The organism is Acidiphilium sp. JA12-A1, from assembly GCF_000724705.2.
In the GTDB taxonomy this organism is placed as follows: Bacteria; Pseudomonadota; Alphaproteobacteria; order Acetobacterales; family Acetobacteraceae; genus Acidiphilium; species Acidiphilium multivorum.
The window spans coordinates 68,110-76,179 of record NZ_JFHO01000030.1 but is presented as its reverse complement, the minus strand read 5'-3'; the positions used below and the strand labels follow the sequence as shown (position 1 = coordinate 76,179).

Here is an 8,070-nt window from a genome sequence, read left to right as displayed (position 1 = left end):
GCGGCGGGCCGGTCGGCGCCGGCCGCCAGGCGAGGACGAGATCGCCGGACCGGGTGACGCCGATCTCGGCGAAGACGAGGCGATTCGACAGGGCGGCGGCGCGCGGCAGGGTGGTGACGAGGGCGAAGGTGTGCGGCGTCCCTGGCGGCTGGCCGGGCCGGGCCTGGGCGATCAGCCGGCGCAGGGCGCGGAAGGTGGCCTGCCGGTCGGACGTGGCGGCGATCGTCGCGGTGGTGCGGCGATAGGTCGCGATGCCGAAATGGCTGGCCTGGGCGAGCCCCGCGAGCAGCAGGCCAAGCACGACCAGCGCGACCAGCATTTCCAGCAGGGTGAAGCCGGCCTCACGCCTCATGGCGGTGCGACGCGGATGGTCACCAGCGTCACCGTCCGTCCGGCGCGGCCCCATCGCTCGCTGACCGACAGGCGCAGCGCCCGCAGCGGCGCGCCCTTCGCCACCGGCAGCGGCGCGGCCTCCTCGCGGTAGCTGAAGCCGCCGCCATCCTGCCCGGTGCGGACGTAGTGGCCGCGCGGCGCGAAGGCGGCGAGGGCGGCGAGGCGGGACTGCGCGCGTTCCACCGCCGCCGCCTCGCGCCCGCCGATGGCGACGCCCGCCGCGCCATCGAAGGCGGCGCGGTAGAGCACCGCGACCGCCAGCGCCGCGATGACGAAGGCGACCAGGGTTTCGAGCAGGATGAAGCCGCTATCGTGCCGGGGCATCGGTGCTGATCCGTCCGGTCAGCCAGCCCACCGCCACGAGCGCCCGCGCGGCGCCGCGCGCGAGCAGCACCTGTCCTCCGGTCGCGCTGCCATCGGGGGAGAAGACGATCCGCCCCCAGCCGCGCGCGACCGGGCCGTGAAAGGCGATGGCGAGGCCGCGCGGCAGCCGCCCCGAAGCGGTGGGGCCGACCCAGCGCCCGTCCGCCGGCTCGATCGCGAAGGTGGCGGGCCGGCCGGTGGCGATCGCGACGGCGCGGGCGGTGCGCAGCGCCCCGGCGAGGGTGGCGGCGGCGGTTGCGGGGCCCTGGCCGATGCGCCGCCAGGGTGCCGCATTGGCGGCGAGCGTGAGGGCGAGGCCGAGAATGACGACGACGACGAGCAGTTCGAGCAGCGTGTAGCCGCGATCGTCAGGCGCGGGCTCAGTGGGCGAGGGCATCGAGACCGAGCATGGCCAGCAGCAGCGAGGCGACGATGAAGCCGATCGCGCCGCCCATCACGATGGTGATGGCGGGAACCAGCAGCGAGACCAGCTTCTGCACGCCGAGCCGCGCGCGTTCCTCGTGGATCGCGGCGGCCCGCAGCGCCATGCGGCCGAGCTGGCCGGTTTCCTCGCCGAGGCGGAGAAGCTGCACCGTGCGCTCCGGCATCAGCCGTGCGGCGGCGAGCCCGGCGGCGAGGCCCTTGCCGTGCCGCGCCGCATCCGCCGCGGTGGCGATGGCGCGGGCGGCGGCGCGGTTGCCGATCACGTTCTGCACGATCGCCATCGCCGGGACGAGGGCGACGCCGTTGCCGAGCAGCGTGCCGAGCGTGCGGGTGAAGCGGGCCGCCAGCGCCTCGCGCAGCAGGGCGCCGAGCAGCGGCAGGCGGAGGACCAGACGGTCGAACCGCAGGCGCGGGGCGGGACGGGCGAGCAGCAGGCGGATGCCGGGAATGGCGAGGGCGAATAGCGCCAGCGCATAGGGCCAGGACGCGGCGCAGGCCTGGCCGATCGTGAGCAGCAGGCGCGTGGTGGCGGGCAGGGGGACGCCGTTTTCGGCGAAGATCGGCACGAATTCGGGCAGCACGTTGGTGAGCAGGAAGACGATCGCGCCGGTCGCGGCGAGGGCAAGCAGGGCAGGGTAGGTGAGGCCGGCGATCATCGCGGCGCGCAGCGAGCGGTTGCGCTCGAGCAGTTCGGCGAGGTCTTCCAGCGTCGCGGCGAGGGCGCCGGACTCCTCGCCGGCGCGCACCAGCCCCACATAGAAAGGCGGGAAGCTGTGCGGCTCGTGGCCGAGCGCGCGCCAGAGGGCGGCGCCGTCGCGCACCTTGTCGCAGATCGCGAGGATGATGGCGCGGACGCGCGGGGTGGCGGCGGTGCCGGCGGCGAAACGCAAGGCGCGTTCGAGGTCGAGCCCGGCGCCGAGCATCGCGGCGAGTTCGCGGGTGAAATCGGCCAGCGCGTCGGCGCCGAGGCGGGGGGCGCCGCCGATGTCGCGGTTGAGCAGGGCGAGCAGGAAGGCGCCGCGGCGCGGGGCGGCGCCGAGCAGGATCAGGCCGCGGCGCTTGATTGTCTCGATCGCTTCGGCCTCGCTCGCCGCGTCGATGGCGAGGCGGGCGGGGGCGCCGGCGCGGTCGATCACCCGGAAGACGAAATCAGGCATGGTGGCGCGGCATCATGCGAGCAGGCTTTCGGCGAGCGAGGTTTCGCCGGCCAGCACCGCATCGCGCGCGGCGTCGGCCAGGCTGCGCAGGTCGGCGGCGCGGGCCAGCTCCGCCTCGCCGGCGCCGGCGGCGAGATGGGCGGCAAGCTCGGCGGTGGGAGTGAGGAATTCGGCGATTGCCATGCGGCCGCGATAGCCGGTGTTGCGGCATTCGGGGCAGCCGGCGGGGTGGTTGAGCGGCGTGCCGGCGGCGATGCCGAGTTGCGCCGCCTCGGCCGGGCTTGCCGGCGCGGTTCGCCGGCAGGCGGGGCAGAGCCGGCGGATCAGCCGCTGGGCGAGCACGCCGCGCAGCACCGAGGCGACGAGATAGGGTTCGAGCCCCATGTCGCGCAGGCGGGTCATGGTCGCGACCGCCGAATTGGTGTGCAGCGTCGAGAGCACGAGATGGCCGGTCAGCGCGGCGCGGGCGGCGATCTGCGCGGTTTCGAGGTCGCGGATTTCGCCGACCATGATCACGTTCGGGTCCTGCCGGAGGATGGCGCGGAGGAGCTGGGCGAAATCGAGCCCGATCTGCGGCTTGACCTGGCTCTGGCTGATGCCGGCGAGGCGGTATTCGATCGGGTCCTCGATGGTGACGATCTTGCGGCTGGCGCGGTCGAGGCCGAGCAGGGCGGTGTAGAGCGTCGTCGTCTTGCCGCTGCCGGTCGGGCCGGTGACGAGCACGATGCCGTTGGGTGCCGCGAGTGCGGCGCGGAAGGCGGCGACGATGGCGGGGTCGAGGCCGAGCGCGCCGAACTCGAAGGTCATCGCGCTGCGGTCGAGCACGCGGATGGCGATGGTCTCGCCATGCATCGTCGGGATCGAGGAGACGCGGAAATCGACCTCGTGGCCACGCACCGGCAGGCGGATGCGGCCATCCTGCGGCAGGCGGCGCTCGCCGATGTCGAGCCGCGCCATGATCTTGACCCGCGAGACGATGGCCGGCGCCATCGCCGCCGGGTGGGTTTCCGCCTCGACCAGCGCGCCGTCGTGACGGTAGCGGACGCGCAGGCGGTCTTCCTCGGGCTCGATATGGATGTCCGACGCGCGGGTTTCGACCGCGCGGGCGATGAGCTGGTTGACCAGGCGGATCACCGGCGCCTCGCTGGCGAGATCGCGCAGGCGTTCGGCATCCGCCTCGCTCGGCGCCGCCTCCTCGGCCACCGCCTCGGCCGTCGCCGTCTCGCCGGGATCGGGGTAGAGCCGGTCGAGCGCGGCATCGAGGTCGATCGGCACGGCGACGGCGCGGCGCACCGCGCAGCCGGTGGCCGCCGCCACCGCGCCGGCGGCGAAGCCATCGAACGGATCGACCATCGCGAGGTCGAGCACGCCCTCGGCCGCGGCCAGCGGCAGCACCCGCGCATCACGCAGGAAGCGGGGGCGCAGCCGCGTGGGCAGGACCGGGGCGGCGGGATAGGCGCCCGGCGCCAGCAGGGCGAGACCGAGGGCGGCGGCGGCGGCCTCGGCGAGGCTGCGCTCGCCGATCAGCCCGAGGCGGACCAGTGAAGCGCCGAGGCCGAGCCCGGTTTCCGCCGCCAGCGCCCGCGCCCGCGCGATGCCGAGGGAATCGACCAGCCCGGCCCGCAGCAGCGCCGTGCCGATGGCTGAACCGTCCTCATCCGGGCGCGTGGCGGCATGATCGAGCATCGCATGTCTCTCGCGGAAACGTGTTTTTTACCTTATGCCCGAGCAAGCCGCCGCCGGAGCCGAAAACATATGACAGTTCAGGGAAATATTCTGGTTGCCGGCACCATTCTGGCATCACCCTTCATCGGCTCGTTCATCGGCACGCTGGTCGAGGACCTGCCGCGCGGCCTTCTGCTCGCGCGGCGGCGCTCGCGCTGCGATGCCTGCGCCACGCCGCTCGGCGCCGCCGACCTGGTGCCGCTGGCGAGCTTCCTGTTGCGCCGCGGGCGCTGCGCGCATTGCGGTGCCGCGATCCCGCGCCGGCTGCTGCTGATCGAGCTGGCGACGCTGCTGCTGGCGGTCGTTATCGCCGTGCTGGATCCGGCGGGGCCGCGCGTGCCGCTCGATTTCGCCTTCGCGGCGACGCTGCTGGCCGCGGCGCTGATCGATCTCGACTGCCTGCGGCTGCCCGACGCGCTGACCCTGCCACTGCTGCTGGCCGGGCTGGTCGTGACCGCGCTGCGGCAGCCTGAGGCGCTGCCGGCGCACGCGGCAGGCGCGGCGCTGGGCTATCTCGGCTTCACCGGGCTGCGCCTGCTCTGGCGGCGGCTGCGCGGGATCGACGCGCTGGGTGCGGGGGATGCGAAGCTGCTCGCGGCCGGCGCCGCCTGGCTGCCGCCCGCCGCCCTGCCCTGGGCGGTGGTGATCGCAGGGCTTGCCGGGCTTGCCGGGTTCGCCGCCTGGGCTGTGCTGCGCGCGGAGGCCGGCGGCGCGCCGCTCGCGCGGCAGAAGCTGCCGTTCGGCCCCGCGCTGGCTTTCGGCCTGCTGGTGGTACGACTTGCGGCATGAATTGTCATCAAAGAAACATCAATCAATAACACACGAAAATTTTATTGCACGTAAAGTTGATCGTGTCGGGCGGCAAATATCGTCCGCGCTGATGTTCATTCTCAGACATGGAGATACCGATGCACGCCAGAAGGGCGGCCACGGCTTTGCGTACTCTTTTGCTTGCGGGTTCGGCGATGATCGCCGTCGCGGCGACCACGGGTTCAGGGCGCGCTGCCCCGGCGACCATCACCTCCAGCGGTCAGTATCTGACGCCGGCGGCGGCGCCGGGAGCGGTGTTCACCGCCCTCAATCCCGGCCTTGCCGACAATCCGTCCTATGTCGCCGGGCAGGCGATCAGCACCGCCGTCAGCCCCGATGGCAAGACGCTGCTGGTGCTGACGAGCGGTTATAACCTCGTGAACGACGCGAGCGGCAAGGTGATCCCGGCGGATTCGGAAGAGTATGTCTTCGTCTATGACATCTCGAACGACAAGCCGGTGCAGAAGCAGGTCCTCAAGGTGCCGAACACCTGGGCCGGCATCTCGTTCAGCCCGGATGGCCAGCATTTCTACGTCTCGGGCGGCGTTGACGACGACGTTCACACCTATGCGCTCGGCGCCAGCGGCTGGGCCGAAATCGGCACGCCGTTCGCGCTCGGTCATGCGGCGGTCGCGGGCAATCCGCTGAGCCAGGGTGGCGTCGGCTTCCTGGTGAAGCCGCAGGCGGCGGGCCTTGCCACCACGGCGGACGGCAAGTCGCTGCTGGTCGCCAATTTCTATAACGACAGCCTGTCGATCGTGCCGCTGTCAGGCGGCGTTCCCGGCGGAGCGGCGACCGAGGTGCAGCTGCGCCCCGGCGTGATCAACGCCGCGCAGGATGGCGTTGCGGGCGGCGAATATCCGTTCTGGGTCGTCGCCAACGGCAATTCGACCGCCTATGTCTCGAGCGAGCGGGATCGCGAGGTCGATGTCGTGTCGCTGACCGGCACGCCGCAGGTGACCGCGCGCATCAAGGTTGCGGGCAATCCGAACCGGATGGTGCTGAGTGCCGACGGCAAGTATCTGTACGTCGCGTGCGATAACGAGGCGGATGTGGAGGTGATTGCCACCGCGTCCAACACGGTGGTGGACACGATCCGCACCACCGCGCCGTCGTCTTATGTGGGCATGCCGAAATATTTCCACGGCACCGCGCCGAACTCGCTCGCCTTGTCGCGGGACGGCACGCGGCTCTACGTGACCAATGGCGGCACCAACTCGGTCGCGGTGATCGCGCTGAACACGGCGAAGCCGGAAGTCATCGGCCTGCTGCCGACCGGGTATTATCCGAACAGCGTCAGCGTCAGCCCCGATGGCAAGATGCTGTATGTGGTCAACGGCAAGAGCATGCCGGGGCCCAATCCGTGCAACGAGAAGCTCGCGGCCGACGTGCCGGCGAGCTGCACGCCGCTGCAGCACTATAACCAGTATATCCTCCAGCTTTCCAAGGCCGGCTTCCTGACGATGCCGGTGCCGGCGACCGAGGAGATGGAGGAGCTGACGCGGCTCGTTGCGCACAACAACCATTTCTCGTTCCACGAGAGCGCGCGCGATCGCTCGATGATGGCGTTCCTGCACCGCCACATCAAGCACATCATCTACATCATCCGCGAGAACCGCACCTATGACCAGATCCTCGGCGATCTCGGCGAGGGCAATGGCGATCCGGCGCTGGCGGAGTTCGGCAAGACCTATACGCCGAACGTGCATCGCGTCGCGTGGAACTTCGTCGATCTCGACAATTTCTACGATACCGCCGAGGTGAGCGGCAATGGCTGGCCCTGGAGCACCTCGGCCCGCGAGTCCGATTACGGCACCAAGGCGCTGCCGGTGAACTATGCCGGGCGCGGCCTGTCGTATGACTGGGAGGGCACCAATCGCAACGTCAATGTCGGCATCGCATCGCTCGCCGGCCGCAAGGCGGCCAACCCGCTCTATCCGGACGATCCCAACCTGCTGCCCGGCACCGGCAACGTCGCCGCGCCGGATGGGCCGCACGGCCAGGTGCAGCGGGGCTATCTGTGGGATGCGGCGCTGCGCGCGGGGCTGAGCATCCGCAATTACGGCTTCTTCATCGATCTCGGCCGCTACAACCTCTCGGGCGCGCTGGCGAAATACGGCATCCCCGAGATCAACGACGCCTACGCCCAGAAGATCAAGGTCGCCTATGCGACCAACCCCGATCTCGCGCCCTTTACCGATCCGTATTTCCGCGGGTTCGACAACACGATCGCCGATTACTACCGCGAGCAGGAATGGAGCCGCGAGTTCACCAACTATGTGCGGCACCACGACCTGCCCTCGCTCGAACTGGTGCGGCTGATGCACGACCACACCGGCAACTTCACCACCGCGCAGAACGGCGTGAACACGCCGGGCCTGCAGATTGCCGACAACGACTATGCGGTGGGCAAGCTGATCCAGACCGTCGCGCATTCGCCCTATGCCTCATCGACCCTGATCTTCATCGTCGAGGACGACGCGCAGGACGGGCCGGATCATGTCGACGGGCATCGCAGCGAGGCCTTCGTGGTTGGGCCCTATGTGCGCCATCATGCCGTGGTTTCGGCGCGCTACAGCACGGTGAACATGATCCGCACGATGGAGGACATTCTCGGCATCGGGCCGATGACGCTGAACGACGCCTATGAACGGCCGATGACGGCGGTCTTCAGCCGCGACGACCGGAAGTGGACCTTCAACGCCGCCGTGCCGCAGCCGCTGAGCGCGACGACGCTGCCGATCAAGGCGCAGACGCAGGACGAGCCGGAGTGGCAGCCGCTGCACAACGCCGCCTGGTGGGCGAAGAAGACCAAGGGGTATGACTGGCGCAAGGAAGACGCCATCCCTGCCGTCGCCTACGACCACATCCTCTGGGAGGGCATGATGCCCGGCAAGCCCTATCCGACCGAGCGCAACGGCCGCGACTATTCGCGGTAACGCCTGAACCCGGGGTGGCGGCCGCTGCGCCGCCGCCCTGACCCGGCGACGACGCAACCGGCCGGAGCAGAGCGCTCCGGCCGGTTTTCTTGTGGGTGGCGGTGGCCGGTCGGGCGGAGAGGCTCGACCCCAGGCAGGGTTTGGGCGGCCCTGCGGCGTCCGGCCGGGTGCCGGATGTCCGGCCTTTTCCGGCCGGGCCGGGTCGCGGGGCTGACACCGGCCGCAAAAAAATCCGCCCC

The 8,070-nt window shown here is 70.7% G+C and carries 7 protein-coding genes; 2 read left to right on the top strand and 5 right to left on the bottom strand.

The genetic code is table 11. The annotated features are described in order from the left end of the window. From RT91_RS05850 to RT91_RS05830, 5 genes are all read right to left on the bottom strand, one after another. Positions 1 to 352 (bottom strand): prepilin-type N-terminal cleavage/methylation domain-containing protein (locus RT91_RS05850; RefSeq protein WP_035186178.1); only part of this gene is annotated, 352 nt, incomplete at its 3' end. Next, a complete protein-coding gene (locus RT91_RS05845) occupies positions 349 to 717 on the bottom strand; it encodes a type II secretion system protein (RefSeq protein WP_035186177.1) in 369 nt (122 codons plus the stop codon). The genes RT91_RS05850 and RT91_RS05845, both read right to left, overlap by 4 nt. Next, complete coding sequence (locus RT91_RS05840) at positions 701 to 1,153, bottom strand: GspH/FimT family pseudopilin (RefSeq protein ID WP_035186175.1); 453 nt, start codon at positions 1,151 to 1,153, stop codon at positions 701 to 703. The genes RT91_RS05845 and RT91_RS05840 overlap by 17 nt, the downstream gene beginning before the upstream one ends. Continuing rightward, complete coding sequence (locus RT91_RS05835) at positions 1,137 to 2,357, bottom strand: type II secretion system F family protein (RefSeq protein WP_035186172.1); 1,221 nt, start codon at positions 2,355 to 2,357, stop codon at positions 1,137 to 1,139. Before RT91_RS05835 ends, RT91_RS05840 begins: the two co-directional genes overlap by 17 nt. A 12-nt stretch (positions 2,358 to 2,369) precedes the next feature. After that, positions 2,370 to 4,043, bottom strand: a complete 1,674-nt coding sequence (locus RT91_RS05830) for a GspE/PulE family protein (protein ID WP_035186170.1) — start codon at positions 4,041 to 4,043, stop codon at positions 2,370 to 2,372. Positions 4,044 to 4,112: 69 nt separating this feature from the next. Between RT91_RS05830 and RT91_RS05825 the strand changes: the two genes are divergently transcribed. Further along, entirely contained in the window at positions 4,113 to 4,871 is a 759-nt protein-coding gene (locus RT91_RS05825; protein ID WP_035186167.1) for an A24 family peptidase, read from the top strand. A gap of 119 nt (positions 4,872 to 4,990) precedes the next feature. Further along, a complete protein-coding gene (locus RT91_RS05820; RefSeq protein ID WP_240314209.1) occupies positions 4,991 to 7,831 on the top strand; it encodes a beta-propeller fold lactonase family protein in 2,841 nt (946 codons plus the stop codon). Positions 7,832 to 8,070 lie beyond the last annotated feature (239 nt).

Coding starts and splice junctions, on each gene's coding strand:
- RT91_RS05835 (WP_035186172.1), bottom strand. CDS start 2,357: ATGCCTGATTTCGTCTTCCGGGTGATCGACCGCGCCGGCGCCCCCGCC.
- RT91_RS05845 (WP_035186177.1), bottom strand. CDS start 717: ATGCCCCGGCACGATAGCGGCTTCATCCTGCTCGAAACCCTGGTCGCC.
- RT91_RS05840 (WP_035186175.1), bottom strand. CDS start 1,153: ATGCCCTCGCCCACTGAGCCCGCGCCTGACGATCGCGGCTACACGCTG.
- RT91_RS05830 (WP_035186170.1), bottom strand. CDS start 4,043: ATGCTCGATCATGCCGCCACGCGCCCGGATGAGGACGGTTCAGCCATC.
- RT91_RS05825 (WP_035186167.1), top strand. CDS start 4,113: ATGACAGTTCAGGGAAATATTCTGGTTGCCGGCACCATTCTGGCATCA.
- RT91_RS05820 (WP_240314209.1), top strand. CDS start 4,991: ATGCACGCCAGAAGGGCGGCCACGGCTTTGCGTACTCTTTTGCTTGCG.